The organism is Paenibacillus macquariensis, from assembly GCF_900156375.1.
Classification (GTDB): Bacteria; Bacillota; Bacilli; order Paenibacillales; family Paenibacillaceae; genus Paenibacillus_AQ; species Paenibacillus_AQ macquariensis.
In genome coordinates this window covers 155645-173927 of record NZ_FTNK01000008.1, presented here as the reverse complement: position 1 = coordinate 173927, position 18283 = coordinate 155645, and the positions used below count along the sequence as shown (strand labels likewise).

Here is an 18283-nt window from a genome sequence, read left to right as displayed (position 1 = left end):
ATAATATTATTGGCTATGCTAAAAGACTGTCCTGTACATCTGATATAAAACTTACGATGTCTTGATTAACTGCTTCCTGGTACTCATAGAAAAAGAAGTGTCCCGCAGGGTAATCGTAATATCTGATTTCTCTCTCCGTTATATCGCTCCAATGCTTAACGGATGATACCGACATATCTTCTTTACCTTGGAATATCGCGATGTCGATCCTCTCATCAAATGAATGACATTGATACAAATTAATCATGTTATATTTATTTACAGATATAATGTCGCTACGCAGTGTTGGCAGAAATAATTTACGCATTTGTTGGGATGCGAATTGATTTTCTTTAATCAACCCATAAATCTGGCATCTCTCAAGAAGTTCATCATCGTTCAAATAGTCTTCTTTCTCTATCTGGATTTTATGTGGAGGGGTCGCTGCCATAAACATCAGCTTCGTTACTAGGAATCCCTGCTTTAGGAGTAACTGAGCTACCTCATAGGCAACAATACTTCCCATACTGTATCCCAATAGCATGAGTTCTTCTGAAGGGTCTAATGAATCAACCAAATATTCATACAGATTGCGGGCATTATCATGGATAGAGTCATAAGCCTTTTCTGAGAATCTTCTTCCATGACCCGCGTATTCTAATGACACAACCTTGATATCTAAAGGACTTTGTTTCAGATACTTCTCTAAATCTGCGAATACATTAACATGAGCACCCGCATAGGGTAAACAAATTAACTTCAACTACCATCACCTACTTCATCTAAGACTTGCTCATAGTCTAAATCGAGCAGCATATTATAACAGTTACCATGCATGGAATATGAGAGAATGGATACAACATCATAATCATTCACATTTGTTGCCCATAGATCGTTATCTATCGTTCCTATAAACTTATTAGGTTGATGGATGACACTACCCTCCAACGGCGTATGCGATTTCTTGGAGTCTAGTAACCGACAGAACCCTATCATTCCGTAATAGCCAACGATATAATGGACATCCTCCTTCAAGAAACCACCTTTCGTATTGGGATATTTTTTCTTCACATTTTTCAGGCAAGAGATTTCTGCCGTATCGTCAATTTCATTGCCTCGACCATAAAGTTCCAAGAAGATGTTCGAATCTTCGCTTATGTTGGCATTTTGAAAGGATTTGAATATCAGTTTCTTAACTGCATTACGATTTACAACGATATTCCCCATCGTTCCAGATGAGATGTCTCTAATTTCCGCTAGAATGGAATCTCCATCAGCAATTGCTTGCTGCCTTTCCTTCAGAAGGAAGGCAGCACCCCCTTCGGAGAAATAATGTCCAGCAGCTTCCGCTTCGAAAGGTTGGATAGAACGCTCGCTTCCTATTCCAAAATGAGAAAGTTCATAAGGAATTGGAAAGGTCACTCCACTTGCTCCACCAGAGATAGCTACATCGAATTCGCCTTTCTTAATTTTTAGATAAGCATTATAGAGCGCACCCATGCCAGACGTTGAAGCTTCGGTTATACTTTCTACTGCCATAGGGTTGTTCGAATTCAATAACTTGATATACCCCAGTGGATCGATTAAATCGATAGCGTTAGCCAGATCAGGACCTTCTTGGCTCATCAATGCACACTTGGAGAGGATATCCGTCTGTGCTGTCCCCACGGACAGGAGGATGTCCGTCTTAGCTCCCTGAGAACCTCTATCGATTAAATCTTGAAACAACGATAACGTGATTCTTTCACTTGAAAGTAGAAACTTGCTGACCTCATTGGGTATTGCGTCCAACTTGAATTGTTGTTCAATCGATGAATAAAATAGACCATCAAAGGAACTTGCCCCTTCAAGTTTCTGTGTATAATTGTGTTCTAATTCCGCAATTCGATGATCCCATATTTGGTCTTTATGCTTCTTGATCTCTCCTATATTGCGATCATCCTTATTGGGATAATCATAGATATAATCGACAATAACAACTCTGCGACTATTCATTCTCTTCCCCCAACAGTTCCTTTACATATTCACTTAGTTGCGCAACCGTCGGATAAATGAACACATCAGCCACTTCAATATCAATTTCAAATTGCTCAGAAATCGGACCATAAATACCGAATGCTTTTAATGAATCTCCACCTAGATCTGTGAAACTCTTATGAATATCAATCTCTTCACAATCCAGTACGGAGGCAAATACGACTGTTACAAACTTTTCAACTTCATCTTGAAACTCTGTGCCAATAATCTTTAATTGTTCGTACGTCTTAATCTGAACCTTGTTGACATCATCCGTACTTGTTGCTGCAACAAGACTCTCGACGTTACTTAGATGCTGTGGCAATCGGATATATTCCGACAAATAGTCATTCACTTTTGCCATATTAAATTCACCAACGATGACCTTATCAACCTTATTTTCAAGCGATAGCTTAATATATTGTCGACCAACAGTTGAAGAGATCGATTTCATCAATAAGTGCTCTTCTGCTGCAGCCATATCACCGAAATCCAGAGCCATACCCGTATCGTTCCAACCTGGCCACAATATCGTTGAGATCCGCTCGTCCATCAACGCGCATCCTTCTAGGAAAGCATTGGCAAAGGTATAGGAGAATTGACCCGCAGAACCAACGATGGTTGTCATCGAGGAACTGGTAACAAAGAATTGCAGTGGTGCATCTTTCAAATACTTATGAAGTAGAACCGTTCCAGTTACCTTTGGCGCAACTACTTTCATAAATTGCTCGCTTGATTTGGCAAACAGCATCCCTTCTTCCGGTACACCCGCCAAGTGTACAACCCCTGCGATGTTTCCGATGGCCGTTAAGTTACCTACAAGCTTCTTCACATCTTCTTCAGATGAGACGTCACATGGATGGAACTCAATATTTGCCCCTTTCAACTTAAGTTTATTAATTTTATTTAGTTTGTCCGCTTCAATCGGTGTTAGCTGCTCTTTCTCTGTGAGTACAGCCCATGTATCTGTTCGTCCCACAATAGCAATAGTGGTATCTTTGTTCATGCTCAGCAGTTGTTCAATATATTCCAACCCGATACCACCGTATCCACCCGTTACAATCACGTAGTCCTTATCTGTTAAAATGATTTCCTTAGGTTCGAGTTCCTTCTTTTCTATGATTGTCTCTTCATAGATGATGTCGTTGTCCCATAGGACCTTCTTTCCATCCAGATCATCTAATAGAGCCAAAGAAAGAATCTTGTTGATATCGAATGGCTGTATATTAATCATCTGAGTCTTAAATCCTGTATTCTCCAGTCCTAATACCCTTCCTGAACTTAGCAAGGAGTAACTAAATGGATTAACCTTCGTATGATGACGATCTAATGTGAAGCCGTTATCTGCCACAATGAGTACTTTCCCATTCTTCTTGACTAACTTGCTGACCGTCTTCGCAAAATCAAAGTAATGAAGCATCTCACTCTCTAACTCATCACTTTCAGGTGTTTCTCGAGATAGCCAAGGCGCGTAGATCACGTAATCAAATTTGTCCAGGGCCGTCATATCTTTCACGTTTCTATAATCCGCATAAGAGCACGCAATCGCTTGGTCTAATTCTGTATTTCTAGAACTATCCATATCGGTAACAACGAGCACCTTCTTATCCAACAATAGCGGTGTGATTTCTTCTATTACGCTAAGCGTGGATTGCTCCCACAGTACTTCATGTACATAAGGCTTGAAATAAACATTTGCGAAAGATTTCATTATATATTTATCTAAATAAGCCACTAAGTCTCCATTACCGTTATACACTGATATTTGTGCCGATATAACATCATGGTCATCATCCGTATCGTATAGAAACTCTGTTGTAGAATAAACGGTTTGAGTAAAACGCTCCCCTGTATACGTGAATTTTCCATAGGATAATGGTAAATACGTTTTGTTATATGCCTGTGCCCGTTCATATACCATGGCACCTAAAATGCCGTCGAGAATAGATGGGTGTAAGTGAAATTCATTTAGATCTTGTAAATATTCATCTTCCAAGGTAAGTGACAATAACACTTCTGATACAGACTTCCTCGTCAGACGGAATTGATGTTTCATAAAGTCCCAGCGTCCTTTGAAGAAGTTATTCTCTTCCGATCCAAAGTTTGCGGTCTGCAAGTGTGGTTCAAACGCAGTATTCACATCTACTTTTTCAATGAGGATGTCTTCTGCTCTCTTCATGCTAAAGGTAGCATGTGTGGAATAGTTCTCCATGTCTTCATTTTCGTAAGAGAAAACTTCGATATCCAAATGTTTGGATGATGTTTTGTTCACATGAATCAGGAACTTTCTCTTCTTGTCCTCCAACTGAATCAGTTTCTTGAAATATAGCTTCTCCAATGTAAATGCAGAAGTCTCAAAATAGAGGCTAGCTAATTCTGCTGCTAATTCGGTATACGTCGTTCCTGAGAATGTGCGTTTACCTCCAATACGATGATCATCTACAAACCAATCCTCTGGTGAAAGGGTAACGGAATACACATCTGAACTTTCCGTCTTCAACACTTGTTGTTTAATCAAAGTAGACTTAATTGATAGACTAGGGCCCGCATGAGCATACGTATTATATTGTTTCACATTAGCCCATAGTACTTCCCTCTTGAACTCATACGTTGGCAAGGATCGTGTCAATGCATCCCCAAAGTCGAAGGATTCTAGCGCTATATCATAACCGTCCATATACAATTTAATTAATTCGTCCAACGTGAATTGATCGTATGCTGTTTTCAATCGATGTTGCTGCATTTTCTTCAAATCACCTGAAATGACCTGTATATCTGAAGAATAGATTTCATGTGTATCGGTCCCTGTCTCAACAACTGCGATGGCGTTCTTGATGTTATCCATTAACTCGGTCATCGACTGCGCTTTGAAACCAACACTTGTTTTGAAATGATTCCGTTTATGAATTAACGTGTATGAGATATCTTTTAATCGGTAGGTCGCCATATAATCAGCATGTCGAACGAATTTCTTCAATACCTGGATTAGTTGCTCTGCTGATTGAGCCGAGAAGACGAAAGGATATACCTGAGCGTCATCCACATTCGCTGTTGGACTCTCATATTCTTCTAGAATGACATGGGCATTTGTACCACTGAAACCGAATGAGCTAATTCCGCCCCGACGTGGATATTTCCCCTTTTTCCATGTAGATACTTTTGTAGGGATGTAAAATGGACTGTCTACGAGCTTAATATACTCATTAGGAGCTTCGAACGATTCATTCGGGAAAATCTCCTTGTTTCTTAAAGCAAGCGACATTTTGATTAATCCACCTACACCGGCTGCTCCCACCGTATGCCCAATGTTCCCCTTTAAACTTGTTAAAGCACAGAATCCTTTTTTATCCACATATTTCTTATAGGCATCCGTAAGCCCTCTAACCTCGATTGGATCACCTAATTTGGTTCCGGTCCCATGGGCGTCGATATATTCAACCGTTTCTGGGGAGATATGGTTACGTTCATATGTTTCTATCAATAAATCTTTTTGAGCGTGTGGATTAGGCGCTGTTAGACCGTTTGATTTGCCATCACTGTTAATCAAGCTACCGCGGATAATCGAATATATATTATCGTTGTTAGCAATCGCATCCTTTAATCGCTTGAGAATGACAATCCCGACACCTTCTCCGAAGATCGTGCCTTGCGACTCTGCATCAAATACTTTGAGGAATGCGCGTGGTGTTTCAACATTGCTATACTGATTCAATACACTTCCTTGTCTTGGGAAAAGGCCTAATGCAATTCCACCGACAATAGCTGTGTCGATCTCTTTATCACGAAGTGTCTTAACTGCCAAATGAGCAGCAACCAATGAAGAAGAACAAGCTGTATCAATGACGAAAGAACCACCTGATAAATTGTAGATATAGTTAAGACGACTTGCTAAAATCCCTTCCCAGCATCCAGAATTCACATAATTAGAATCTTCTTCGATCTCAGAACGATAATTGGCTGTGATCGACTTATCTTTACCTATATAAATAGCCGTTTTACTATCCTTAACTTCATTTAATCTAATCCCCGCATCCTCCAAAGCTAAATATGAATGTTTCATGACTAAACGATGCGTGGGATCAATATACTCTGCTTCTTCCGTCGTGATGCCAAAAAATTCAGGGTCAAATGTATCTATATCATCCAAATAAGACCCTTTTTCTTTACAAAGTCGCTCTAAGAAAGCCTCTGGCGTCGTCTTTAAATGATCTGCACCTTTGTTTAAGTAATCGTGATCCTTCGGGATATATTGGACTCTCTGCTCAGGGAATTCCTTGAATCCTCGCATACCGTATTTATTTACATAATAGAATTCAAATACATCTTTTACGTTCGTGTATTCGCAGGATATCCCTACGATAGCAATATCGTCTGGCATTACTTCCTCCAGTAATGCCTTTCCCGTCGTTGAATCCAGATTCCCTTTTTTCACTTGATCAAAAATATACTCGCTAACTTTCATCGTATTCGCCTCTTTCACCGTTATTTATTCAAGAAATCAAACATTTCTTTCGCATCGAAATGGACATCACTTTCATGGAACTGCTTCTCTTCTTGGACAAGTGACTTCTCAATTAATTCAATCTGGCCATTAATCGTAGGTATAGAGAACAACGTTGTGACGTCAAAGCCTCCTGGAAATACCTTGTTTAGTTCATCGCATAGATGAACGATGGTGATGGAGTCTCCACCTTGTTCAAAGAAGCTACCGAAGAAGTCATATTCATCCTCACCCAGCGTGTTCTTCCATGCGTTCACGATTTTACTTTCAATTGGACTATCTTTCTTATTCTCATATGAAGACATGCTATCTGTTTTCACTTTAATTACTTTACTGAACACCGATGAATAATCGTCTGCTGCATTTTTCAACTTGAACATGAACGCTTCTTTAATAGTAGATTGGATAAATCTATCAATTAGCTTCACTCCCGCATCGCTGTACAGCTTCTCGAAATAATAATCTGCCTTGCCGGCTGACATCCCTACATCTTCCCATCCCGTCAGGTTTAAGGTTCGTATCTTATCTGTGTACGCTAGGCCCGATTGATAGGCATTAGCTGCACAATATTCGGTTTGTCCCATGGCACCAATAAGTCCTGCTAATGATGAGAAATGGATTATTTCATATACTTCCGTAAAATACTTTTGCAGCAAATATGAACCATTAATTTTACTTTTCGTTTTCTCGCAAAAGTCATCTCGAGTCTTATTCATGAACAATCCTTTGGCAGGCTCACCAGCAAAATTAAGAATATAATGGATCTGATGGCCATTCGTGGCGGAGAATAATTTAACCTGATCCTCATCCGTAATATCTAGCCTTACGTATTGAACATTGTCGGCCAGCATCTCCCCGCTCCACGCAGGCTTTCGACCTGCTACTATCACTTGGATGTTCGGATATTGTTCTACAACATATTTCATATATTGTTTGCCTATCCCTGATGTGCCACCGATAATTAATAACTTACTAGCGTTCCATTTGGGCTCTACAATGGGTTCTAGCTTTAAACCTTTGAACCGAAGAATATGGAACCCTTCATTCCTGTGTACAATCAAATCTTCTTGCTTGAAATCGAAGTCCATTAGATCCGTAGATCGCTTATGACCCTCAGTATCAATGATTATAATTGCAAAGTTAAGTTCCAATCGCAGCGAGTACGCCCCCATAGCAATACTTCGATTTAACGCGTTCATACCGTCATAGCCGAAGACACCTGTCGTAATATAATGAAAAGACTTCAGCTTCCGTTCTTTATTTAATCGCAGTAAGAACTGACCCAAATCATATGTCTGGCTAGCTATGGTAGATTCATCATCATAAGATTTGTCCCATAGGTACACGTTCTCAATCTCAACAATTTCCAGATCGTATTCTACTAAATCCGATAAATGCTCAAAGTAAAGTACTGGACTAGAAGGACTATATTTATACCTCAGTGATTCATGCATGATGATTAGTTTATTGGATTTCTTCACATGCTTCTCGAATTGAAGTGGTACAAAGTTTTGTTGTTTAAAAAATGTTTGTTGCTCTTCTTTATTTCCAACCAGTGCATTTTTGACTTTATAATTATGGACACTCATAATCTGTTGTTTATTCTCATCATACAAACGGATATCGAGTGAAAGAATAATGTTACCTATAGCATCTGTTGTCTTGTCCCGTAGTTGGATATCTGAGTAGAACTCCGTTCCCCTCAATCTATCCGTGGAGAAGTTAATTTCACTCCAATGCCATGGAAATAAAATATCATTAGGTTCAGCCATTCGGTTCAATGCATTGAACGTTGGATCAAGGATAGACGGATAGAAATGATAGCGTTCGAATTCTTGTTCATATCCTGGTGGTACTCTTAATTTCACTACCGCCCTTGTCTGATCGTTATTTACCCACAACTTGTCTACAACATCCCATCGCTGTGAAACATTGATATCTTCATCATCTGACTCGCCCACTTGATTCGTTACAACGATTTCCTGCATGCTAGCATCCTCTTGTAAGCTATCTTGTTCACAGCCGAGATCTTGTTTGATCGTTAATTCGAACTCAAGCCAATTCTTTACCGTTTCATTGATCGTAAAGGTAACATTCCCCTTTAATTGCTCTTTATCCAGCGCGAGTAAGACTGAAAAGGCACCTTCTTGTACAGTTAGCTGATTTAATATATGTAAGTTTTTCACGCTGTAAGTTTCCAGACTGTATTCAGTGTTCCTTAGACCCTGCGCAATCATTTCAAAAATACTTGTGCCCACCAGTAGATGTTTTTTATTAAATTTGTGTTCCTTAATCTCCCAGTTGTGATTCACACTCAGCGGGAATTGAACAAACCATGTTGTCTCATTCTCCATTCGCTGCAGCTCATTCTTTATTGCAAAGGAGTTACTTTCTAGCGGGAACCAATACGCATGTAAATTAAAATCTAAGTCCTTTACGGGATGCTCAACATCGCTATCATATCTTTGCAAAACAACATGTGCGTTGGTGCCAGTCATTCCAAATGAGCTAACTCCTGCTAACGCGTTGTCTTCTATGACTTGATATTTATCGGGTATAAAAAAGATGGAATCCTCGAAATCAATTTCTGAGTTGGGAATCTTGAAATCAGGATGAGGTAGTATCGTTCTATTCCTTAGACTTAACACTGACTTAATTAGAGAGAATAAGCCCGATGCTACATCTAAGTGTCCAAAGTTGGACTTACCGGCTGTCAATGCAACAGACTGTTTGTGTAAATCATGAGACAAGAAGTAATTGTTCAAGCTTTCAAATTCGATCGTGTCTCCAACGGCCGTTCCTGTTCCATGCGCTTCAATAAAAGCAATATGCTTAAGATCTTTCTCCAGTGGAGCCCATGCCTGCTCAATTAAGCTTCCTTGTGCAAGTGGATTAGGAGAGGACATGTTCATAGTCTGTCCGTCGTTATTCATCGCATAACTCTTGATAAGACCGTAGATGTAATCTCCGTCCTCTTCCGCATCTTCTCTTCTTTTAAGAATAACCGAGCATACGCCTTCTCCCATGGAAGTTCCAGTGCTTCGATCATCGAAAGTTTTGGTCTTAGCATCCTCTGCCAAAATGTCGACTAGTTTGTCATTCTTAAAACCCGGTTTCACATATACATTGGCGCTGACAACGACTGCACTATCAACAATGCCTTGTTGCAAATCATTACAAGCCTGAATAACGGATACGAGAGATGATGAGCATGCTGTATCCGTCATAAATGAAGGACCTTTCAAATCATAGATATAATTAATTCGACTCGATATGGTGGAATTCAACATGCCAAGTAAATCTGGTTTTAATTGACGCTCCTGAAGCAACCCAAGATATTGATACTGTTGCGTTGTATTCACGCTAGCATAGACGCTCGTTATAGAACCTCGTATTTTATCCAAGTATCCACTATCATTCAGAGCTTTTGTCGCCGAAAGTAACGTCAGCCTCTGATTGGGTTCCATATAATCCGCACTTTTTTGCGATATACCGAAATATTTATGATCGAATTGGTCAATTCTCTCTAGATATGAGCCATCCATAAGGTCATTCTCACCCGCTGCTAACCCAAGTTGCTCTCGTCTTTGTGCTGGGAATTTCCCTTTAGAGATTCGCTTATTCCTCAGAAAATTCCACACGTCATCTTGGTTTGGACAACCTGGCAACGTAATATCTATGCCGATGATAGCAATATCCCCTGTACTCACACGCTCTCAACTCCTTCTATGATAAATTTGAACTATGGGGATTTAGGATTACCCTACATTCCATGCCAATTTATTGTGATATTGAGCTATTTCATCCTCAGGTACTTCTTTCGTCTGAAGTATTAGTTTCAGTAAAGCAAGTGTTTCGGATATTTTCTCTTGTGTCGCATCGGTTCCAATCTGTGATTTAATTTGGTTATATCCACTCATAACGATGTTGTCATAAGCCTCTGCATCATCACTGTTATTCTTGGTAGATACAATGATGCCTAATGCTCTTGAGAACAAATCATAGTGTCGATTCACTTCGATTTCATCCTTAAGTTCCACACTTAAAGCGGCCATATCATCTTCATTACTGAAAGCAAATACTTGATCCAACTCTTTAAACATCTTCTCGAACATTCCGTTAGGAGATAGATCAACAAACATTTGAACACCATGATTCAAAGCATAATCAATCGATTGATTCCACCGTACAGGACTGATGATTTGACTCGATATTTCAGTACGTAACTGTTCTATTTCATATAGGTCAGCATGTTTATTGCTAATCACTTGTGTTTGTAACGTTGGATTATACTTGAAATCTTCTAACTGTTCATAGACTGAGTCTGCTGCTTCCTTCATATGTTCCGTGTGAAATGCGCCGCTAACTCCTAGCATTACACCTTCCAGCTGATGTTCTTTCACGAACACTTGAATTGCCTGTTTCGTTCCAGCAATGACTGTCTGTTTGCGAGAATTGAAATTGGCAACATAGACACCCTCTGAATCCTTGACTAACGCTTCAATTCTCTCTGGCCAAGCGAACAATGCCATCATCCCCATACTCTCTTTACCTTCAATGACCTTCTTCATCGCTTTTCCTCGAATATCGACTAATCTCAGTCCCTCTGTATAGTCAAAAGCTCCTGCGATCGTAAGGGCTGTTAATTCACCTAAACTATGCCCCATCACATAACTTGGATATAATCCAATTCTTTGCTTGTACAATTGATACATACACATGGATCCGATATAAGTGACTAATTGCGCCTTCCAAGTATCTTGACTCAAATCCTGCGTCAACCATTCCTTAATTGGTTGTTGCAACTCTTTCTCTGCCAACTCAATAAGTTGTTTAGATTCTTCATTTCCCAACCAAATTTCCTTCACCTGTTCTGTTATTTGAGTCCCTTGTCCAGCTAGCAATAATGCAATATTCATATCATTTAGCCTCCTTTAAATTGTCCATAATTTTCCTTGTCAATAATTCTGATGTATAAAAGTTAAAGAAATCCGATATCTTTAAGTTAATATTGAAAGCTTCTTTAACCTTCTTCTTGAACTTCACTAGAAGCAGAGAGTCCATACCAAGATCGAAGAAGCTTTCATTAGCACCCAGGATCGTCTCCTCTTCAATCAAGGATGTCACGATACTAGTCACTTGATCGAAGACCGACCCTTGCTCACTACTTGTTACTGTTTCTATCTTTTCCTCTTCCTCTGCTTCATTTAAGGTTAATAATTCACGGACATACACATGTTCCTGAGCATACAGCGACTGTACATTATGTCTGAAAGAAGCAAGCAAGTCCTGCAAATCATCCATGCCATACTCGCTAGAAATGATGTTAATTGTGAGGTGATTCAAGTCTTTATATATGGAGAAATGCAGTCCATACTTCTCATCTCGATACATGCTCGCTTCTTCTAATACAATTTCATGATCCTCGTTTATCACTTTTTCGATAAGACTTCCAGATTTGTAATCAAAAATAACATCTCTGAAAATATTCATACAGCTCATACGTTCTTTACGCATCACTTCATCGTAACCGTCCTGGTTAGTAAAACTCGAGAACACAGATTGTTGTATGCCAGCAATCATATGGTCAATCCGCTCATCTTGTTCACTTGCAAAATGATGATGAAAAGGTATAAGTTGAACAAAATTACCTAACATTTTATAATTGCGACAGTCTCTTCCTAAATGTGGATAACTCATATAGATTGCTCTACTCTCCACCCATTGCGCCATACTCATCGAAAAGGCTGTTACACATATTGCGAAGTCGGTATATTTCTGAGTATTATTGCCTGTTATCACTAGCTGATCATCGATATAATTTACGCTGTCAATCTGCTTTTGTATTAACCTTGATTTGAAATACTCGTATTTCTCAAAACTTATCAAGCTTTCATTATGTTGATCGGCCTTCGTTCTATCCCCTTCATCTACAAGAGTGCTCAGCTGCAGATCGATCTCTCGATCGTATAAATACACCTCTATCAAATCCTGCAAAAATAAGTTAATACTAAATCCATCCAATAGAACATGATGAATATTAAAGAACATATAATCGCATTCTTCATCTGCGACCTTGCATAACACTACGTGAACTAGTTCTTTGTCTTTGATGGAGATCAAATTCATATCACACAATAACTTCTTATCCAAATGCTTAAACGACTGGATCTCTATTGTTGGGATTGCTCCGTCAGTGCATTTCGTAATTTCCTCTTCCACGTGATAAAAGGTTCTAAAAATAGCATATTTCTCAAAATATTGTGTTAAGAGATTGTACATTTTAGAGATATTTAATCCTTGGTGAAACTTAATAAAGAATGGAATATTGTACGCTGTTGCATTCAATAGACAACTATTAATGACTTTCCTCTCATTCTCACTAACCTTTGGCAACAGATGCAACATTGTCTACGATCTCTCCTAATGTTCGACTGAACAGCATATTTAAATCTAACGGGTAGCCTTTACTTCCTAACTCCCAAATGATTTCCATAGCTTTAATAGAATCACCGCCTAATTCAAGAAACGTTTGTTCCATGGAGACATCTTTATCCAACACTTTCCTAATGACCGTTATAATCTCATGATCGATGTTGCCGTCTGCTGGATTTAACTCGTTCATTGCTTTGACATCTGTTTTACCATTCGCATTCATAGGAATAATGTCCACCACCTTAACTGTAGGAATCATATATTGAGGTAATCTACTCTTTAAGAACTGACGCAAATCTTCAATATTAATGTTGTCTTTAATAAATAAATGAAGTCGTTTGCCATCATAATTGGCCAAGCAATCCTTCTGTAACCCAAATTCATAGGCACACTTCTCCACTTCACCCAATTCGATACGATATCCTGATATTTTCACTTGTCTATCTTTTCTTTCCACATAGATGATTTGTTTGTCCAGATTCTCATACACGATATCACCAGTTCTATAGAATCGCTGATTCGTATCATTATGGAAAAATACCTTATGATTCGCCGATTCATCCCCCATATAACCTCGCATTAATCCGGAGTCTGAGATCATTAACTCACCTAGCTGCCCATTTCTTACCTCTTCGTTGTTCTCATCTAGTATTAAATAAGTGCCTTTATCGAATAACTGTCCAATCGGAATTTCTCTCTCGTTACCTTTCACCTCATACTTCGTTGCAAAAACGGTTGTTTCTGTCGGGCCATACACATGTAATACCTTGCAATGTTTAGCCGCTGCATTCATATGACTTACAGAACAACGCTCTCCCCCGGTTAGTACTAACGATAGATGGTTAAAACATTCCACGCATTCATCCACATAAAGGTTGAATAGTCGTGTGGTTAAGAAGATCGAATCGACCTCTTCCAATAGACTTGGTAATACGTCGAAATCCAAGCTCTCATCTTTACTTATTAATCTCAACGTCAACCCATTGAGCAATCCACCCAACACTTCATAGATCGATGCATCGAATTCTAGTGGTGCTAATTGACCGATCACCTCACCCTTATAAAAGGGTTCATGATTCACGATCTTAGTGATGGCTTTGTCTTCAATAGCTACCGCCTTTGGTTCACCTGTTGACCCCGAAGTGAAAATAACATATAAAAGACTATTATCATTCCGCTTTCTGGGCTCATAAAGTAATGCTGATGGTTTCTCCTGCAACATATTTAAATCGCTCAGTACCCATTTCACTTTTACTTTTTCTCTCATTTGTTCTTTCCTATGATCGGGATAGTCGTTAGGAATGACACAATACGCTGCACCTGCTCTTATAACTCCCATGATCATGAGAATCGCTTCAAGCTTGCTGTTTGTTTCTATGGTTACAACATCTTCTTCTCCAATACCTTCTCCAATTAAGTAAGATGCAACTTGTTGAGAACTATCATCTAGCTGTTTATACGTAAGCGAGGTTGAACTGCTTATAAGGGCGTTTTTATTTGCATAATTTTTAAAAGATTTAGTAAATTTTTCTATTAAATTCACAAAAGGACCTCCTCTTCTTCGTAGCTATCTAGTACTTTATACAATGGCTCGTACAAATCGGTAATCTGCTGTTCGGTATACTTACCTTTGTTATATTCCACTTCCACATTCGTCTCTTCTTGTTGAACATAGACTCTAAAATAAATATCGAACTTAACTAGTTGGTCAACTGAGATATAGTGGAAGTAATGAAACATATCTTCTTCGTAAGAATATACAACGTTGAACTCCGGTGTAGTGGACGTTACCTCCTCTATCTTTCCGAATCCATTCCAATTCTCAATAAATATTTGCTTTACCCTATCTTCTAGGTTTAGTTCGCTCATGATGACTTTAGGGCTCAATTTCACAAAGCAGCCTACTTCGTTGAAATTTCCTAGGTTCATTCGCCAATTTCCAATGGCTCCATACACTTGACCTACACAGCATTTACTTAATACCTGCTCAATAAGTCCTTGATAGACTGTATTTTTGGTGACGTTTAGTTTCTTCGCTATTCGATCAATCTTAGTAAGCCTGTCCTGACTAATTCGATCTGTAACCCTACCCACTTGCGAAGACCTAGCTAGTTCTTGCGTTGGTAATTTCAACAATTCCAAAGATGGAAAGGGCTGTATCACACTCTTTGACTGCAACTCGCTTATTGTATGGTATGTAGATAGATCCAAGGATGATTGTGATTGAGAGCAGACTTGATTTAATAAGTGTTGAAAAAGTACTTCCTCAAATCTTCCAATTCCTAATCCATCTATACAAATATGATGAAATTCGATATAGAGATATCTCTTATCCTTATGTTGTAGGAACTGAATCCTCCAGGGATAATCTTTAGTTAAATCAATATTCTCTTGCTGTTTCGTTATATATAATATGATGTCTTCATTGATTTCAATTTGTGGGATTGTAAATTCTTCTTGTTGTAGAGGAATAACCTTCTGAAAAAACTTTCTGTGCTCTGCATCATAAAAGTACTTCACTTGTAATGTAATCTGATTAATCAGCGTATGATAGACTGAGGAGTATATAGAAGAATACGTCATAGATGCTTCTAGTTCATAAAATAATGGTAAGCGATAAATCGGTAATTTATTGCAAATATACATTCTTTTCTGCATAGAGCTTAACTCGTAACCTATGTCTGGAAGCTCAACCTTACCTGTGTTAACCGCTTGATTAAACATACACTTCCTCACCTTCAGACCGTTTCAAATCGTCAATCGCTTCTACTAACGCTGAATTAATAATTTGCACTTCTTCATCACTGTACAAGTGGTTATCGATATAAACACTTACTTTGCATTCCTCTGTCCCCACATATAGATTGATGAATAATTGAAATTTAGAAATGCCCTCGAACTCCATCGTGTGATTAAAAAAGCTTGGTTCATTTACATTCGCATACAACGTTTGAAACACAACCTTAGGGAATTCAAGCTCAAATCCTGATTCATTCAAATCGTACAAAGATACCGATTGGTGATGTCGTGCTGTACGTAAGCTTTCCTGAATCACTAGTTTATCCTGAACATCAAAGAAGATGGGTAGCACTCTAGCAAATGAGCTGATTACCTGATTCGCTTTTGGCACAACTCTACCATGATATACAGCTCCAATATATCCTTGTGTACATTTGAAATAATTAGCCAATCTATTCGTAATTGTTGTTAACAATACGCTCTCCATTTCTTCGTATGTCGAATAATTCACATAACACTTCCATTCATAGAGATTAAACTGTCCATTCCCCATGGAGGATTTCCCCTGATTCACAAATGCTGAATGCTTCAATAATGAAGACTGCCAGGTGTTTAAATCCTCTACTTTAGCAACATCATAATGGCCTGCTATGTTCCTATATTGTGCATAGTTCACTTCTTTATTATGATAGTTGGACTCAATCTGGTTTAGCAGAATACCCATACCTATATGATCAACCAGGATATGATGCATATTGATATAAAGATAGATTTCATTGTTCGTACGAACGCGAATCAACCGGATATCCCATAACTTCTGATCACCCTGTATCCGAAGCACGCTCTTTAAGTCACACATATCAGCCAGGGTCTCTACATCAATTTGTTCAATATCATCATATTTCTCTGATTGTTTAATGGTCGCTATGATATCCCCTTTAACATATTCGAATTTAGTGAAAAACACTTCGTTATGCTGAATAACTTGATTGATCGCATGACGTAACCTATGAAGTTGTTTACATACGTCATCCGTTAATCGGTAAGCATATTTGACGTTATACATTTCTGAGTTAATGAATCGAAAACTATCAATAAATATGGCCTTGATGAAATTGGGACATACATAATCGTTAGGATCATGTCCATCTCTAACTTCTTCAAGAGAATTCATGCCAACTTTGGACATGATCATTAGTTTCAGTTCCTTTATCGTGTGAGAAGCGTAGATATCTTGATAGGATAGTTGAACACCGAAATTCTCGTACACATCCGTAATAATGTGAGCAATATCAAAGGAAGAAATATTGGAATCAAACATGTTCATTTCGTCCTGATATCCAGGGAATAAGCAATCTACGGATTTCAGTTCAGATACCTCTTTCACATGTGTAACCATCGGCACATCACCTTGATCCATCAGCTGCTGTTGAGCAAGAACAGACAAGTCAATCTGATCGAGCACGAGTAGCATTTCCTCTAAATGGAGATACACATGATGCAAAGCTAGATTATCGCATCGAAATTCCACTGCAATATCTTCTTTATGCTCAATGAATTGTAAGTGATTGTCGTACTTATAGAGGTATTCGCCTAACTCCAACTGAGAGAAAATAGTCGAATGTTGCTCAACAGTACTCATCTTTGTGTAAGACAGGATACACTCATATCCTCTTACGCCAACCATATTCATATATTGGTCATACGATAGATCGGCTGAATGCACAATGGCCCCAAATAACTGTTTGAAAATGATGTTAGCATTATCCATATAGCTTCGATTAACGTCTACTTGAAGCAAGTAAGGTACAACATCCGTGAAATTTCCAATGGTTTGAGATTGAGTTCTCTTATCCTTACGCGAAACGACAATTCCGATGATATTCTGCTTATGATGAGATAACATAGCCGTTGCAAATAATATGACTCCAAATTTGGTTACACGTAGCTTTTGAGATAATGAACCGACAGCTTTGTATGCTTGCTTAGATAACTTCCGATTATCATAAAAGGGCTCGTCCAACTGCATTGAAACTCTCCTCGTATTTGGAAGACTCTCTATGCCATCTCTATAGCCATTAACTTCATTGGATGGGTTAAGAGCAATAAGAGATTCATATTTCTGTTCTTGTATAGTGAGCTTCTCTTTACGAACAACAACCTTCTCAATCTTGTCCAACAACTCGTATAACGAATCTCCGTCAAATACAAGGTGGTGAATCAAGAACTCTATTCTATGATTTCCTTCGTCAATATAATAGTTAGCTAATAATTGCTCCTTAAAAATATCTATTCTCTTGTTCCTCAAGGGTGTTGCGCTTCTAAAATCATTCTCGCGATGATAGTGTTTCGCTGATAGTACATAACGACTGCCTGTTTGAATAACGACACAATTAAGCACTTCGGTAGCATTGAATACGTAATGAACCGCTTGATCTAATTCCATACTCGTTAGGCTATGATCATAATTTACTGCGAAATAAATATCGTAATTTTTTTTATGTTTTTCAGCATAAAGGATTTTCTCATGTAATGGGGTTAGTTCATATAGATCCGTATTACATTCTATCGTTCCCATCGTATGGTGCTTCCTCCTCTCATTGTGTTGCGCTA

General features: G+C 38.6%; 9 protein-coding genes. All 9 read right to left on the bottom strand.

The annotated features are described in order from the left end of the window. Positions 1-13 precede the first annotated feature (13 nt). The 9 genes from BW961_RS15895 to BW961_RS15855 are packed head-to-tail and all read right to left on the bottom strand — an operon-like array spanning position 14 to position 18248. A complete protein-coding gene (locus BW961_RS15895) occupies positions 14-742 on the bottom strand; it encodes a thioesterase II family protein (protein WP_068579495.1) in 729 nt (242 codons plus the stop codon). Continuing rightward, positions 739-1974, bottom strand: coding sequence for a beta-ketoacyl synthase N-terminal-like domain-containing protein (locus tag BW961_RS15890; protein ID WP_068579492.1), 1236 nt, complete (start codon positions 1972-1974; stop codon positions 739-741). Before BW961_RS15890 ends, BW961_RS15895 begins: the two co-directional genes overlap by 4 nt. Further along, positions 1967-6457, bottom strand: coding sequence for an SDR family NAD(P)-dependent oxidoreductase (locus BW961_RS15885; protein WP_068579490.1), 4491 nt, complete (start codon positions 6455-6457; stop codon positions 1967-1969). Before BW961_RS15885 ends, BW961_RS15890 begins: the two co-directional genes overlap by 8 nt. A 20-nt stretch (positions 6458-6477) precedes the next feature. After that, positions 6478-10206: an SDR family NAD(P)-dependent oxidoreductase gene (locus tag BW961_RS15880; protein WP_068579487.1), complete on the bottom strand. Its 3729-nt coding sequence runs from the start codon at positions 10204-10206 to the stop codon at positions 6478-6480. Positions 10207-10254: 48 nt separating this feature from the next. Beyond that, positions 10255-11415, bottom strand: coding sequence for an ACP S-malonyltransferase (locus BW961_RS15875; protein ID WP_068579484.1), 1161 nt, complete (start codon positions 11413-11415; stop codon positions 10255-10257). Position 11416: 1 nt separating this feature from the next. Next, positions 11417-12904 (bottom strand): condensation domain-containing protein, encoded by a 1488-nt coding sequence (locus tag BW961_RS15870; protein ID WP_068579481.1) that lies wholly within the window; start codon positions 12902-12904, stop codon positions 11417-11419. Beyond that, positions 12879-14474, bottom strand: a complete 1596-nt coding sequence (locus BW961_RS15865; RefSeq protein WP_068579478.1) for a non-ribosomal peptide synthetase — start codon at positions 14472-14474, stop codon at positions 12879-12881. Before BW961_RS15865 ends, BW961_RS15870 begins: the two co-directional genes overlap by 26 nt. Next, positions 14471-15655: a condensation domain-containing protein gene (locus BW961_RS15860; protein WP_068579475.1), complete on the bottom strand. Its 1185-nt coding sequence runs from the start codon at positions 15653-15655 to the stop codon at positions 14471-14473. Before BW961_RS15860 ends, BW961_RS15865 begins: the two co-directional genes overlap by 4 nt. Then, the gene (locus tag BW961_RS15855; RefSeq protein WP_068579473.1) at positions 15648-18248 is read right to left on the bottom strand and encodes a condensation domain-containing protein; all 2601 of its coding nucleotides are present in this window, start codon (positions 18246-18248) and stop codon (positions 15648-15650) included. The genes BW961_RS15860 and BW961_RS15855 overlap by 8 nt, the downstream gene beginning before the upstream one ends. Positions 18249-18283 lie beyond the last annotated feature (35 nt).

Bases quoted from the DNA above. Each gene is read 5' to 3' on its own strand.
- BW961_RS15885 (WP_068579490.1), bottom strand. From the start codon at position 6,457: ATGAAAGTTAGCGAGTATATTTTTGATCAAGTGAAAAAAGGGAATCTG.
- BW961_RS15855 (WP_068579473.1), bottom strand. From the start codon at position 18,248: ATGGGAACGATAGAATGTAATACGGATCTATATGAACTAACCCCATTA.
- BW961_RS15875 (WP_068579484.1), bottom strand. From the start codon at position 11,415: ATGAATATTGCATTATTGCTAGCTGGACAAGGGACTCAAATAACAGAA.
- BW961_RS15890 (WP_068579492.1), bottom strand. From the start codon at position 1,974: ATGAATAGTCGCAGAGTTGTTATTGTCGATTATATCTATGATTATCCC.
- BW961_RS15870 (WP_068579481.1), bottom strand. From the start codon at position 12,904: ATGTTGCATCTGTTGCCAAAGGTTAGTGAGAATGAGAGGAAAGTCATT.
- BW961_RS15860 (WP_068579475.1), bottom strand. From the start codon at position 15,655: ATGTTTAATCAAGCGGTTAACACAGGTAAGGTTGAGCTTCCAGACATA.